Origin of the sequence: Paraclostridium dentum (genome assembly GCF_012922555.1) — a bacterium.
GTDB lineage: Bacteria > Bacillota > Clostridia > Peptostreptococcales > Peptostreptococcaceae > Paraclostridium > Paraclostridium dentum.
In genome coordinates this window covers 1-968 of the sequence record NZ_WIPK01000056.1, presented here as the reverse complement: position 1 = coordinate 968, position 968 = coordinate 1, and the positions used below count along the sequence as shown (strand labels likewise).

Below are 968 nucleotides of genomic sequence, written 5' to 3'. Positions count from 1 at the left end.
TTGGTTACAAACTGAGCCTGAGCCTCCACCTCCACCGGAAGAAAAAAAATGGCTTCTCTTGCATCCTCCATCGGCGTGTCGGAGATGCTCGGCAACAAACTGACCCTCTCAGGCGCATCCCGGGCAGCACCGTCGGCATCGAGCCCCGCCACGGTCAAGACGGTTGCCCTTTTCTCCAAGAAGAAGCCAGCAGCCAAGCCCAAGCCTATTGCCGTGTCCCCGGCAGACGAGGAGCTCGCCAAGTGGTACGGACCCGACCGGAGAATTTTCTTGCCCGACGGGCTTTTGGACAGATCCGAAATCCCAGAGTACCTCACAGGAGAAGTTCCTGGAGACTATGGATACGATCCCTTTGGCCTCAGCAAGAAACCCGAAGACTTCGCCAAATATCAAGCTTATGAGCTGATCCACGCTCGATGGGCCATGCTCGGTGCTGCCGGTTTTATCATTCCTGAGGCCTTCAACAAATTCGGTGCCAACTGCGGACCCGAGGCTGTTTGGTTCAAGACCGGTGCTTTGCTTCTCGATGGCAACACATTGAACTATTTCGGCAAGAACATCCCCATCAACCTTGTCCTTGCTGTGGTTGCCGAGGTTGTATTGCTCGGTGGTGCAGAGTACTACAGAATTATAAACGGTTTGGAGCTGGAGGACAAGCTTCACCCAGGTGGTCCTTTTGATCCACTGGGTCTTGCTAACGATCCCGACCAAGCTGCTCTGTTGAAGGTGAAGGAGATAAAGAATGGCCGGCTAGCCATGTTCTCCATGCTTGGCTTCTTTATCCAAGCTTATGTCACTGGACAAGGTCCAGTCGAGAACCTTGCTGCCCACTTGAGCGATCCTTTTGGCAACAACTTGCTCACCGTCATTGCCGGAACAGCTGAGAGAGCTCCTACTCTGTAATTTAGATATCACAAACGAACCTTGCTTGTACAATTCAATGATGAGAGATATTTGATTCATGTGTG

1 protein-coding gene is annotated in these 968 nt (G+C 52.2%); it reads left to right on the top strand.

The annotated features are described in order from the left end of the window. Nucleotides 1-48 precede the first annotated feature (48 nt). Nucleotides 49-903 carry a chlorophyll a/b-binding protein gene (locus GFJ41_RS20885; RefSeq protein WP_170075973.1) on the top strand — a complete coding sequence of 285 codons (855 nt, stop codon included), beginning with the start codon at nt 49-51 and terminating at the stop codon, nt 901-903. Nucleotides 904-968: the final 65 nt, after the last annotated feature.

Bases quoted from the DNA above. Each gene is read 5' to 3' on its own strand.
- GFJ41_RS20885 (WP_170075973.1), top strand. From the start codon at position 49: ATGGCTTCTCTTGCATCCTCCATCGGCGTGTCGGAGATGCTCGGCAAC.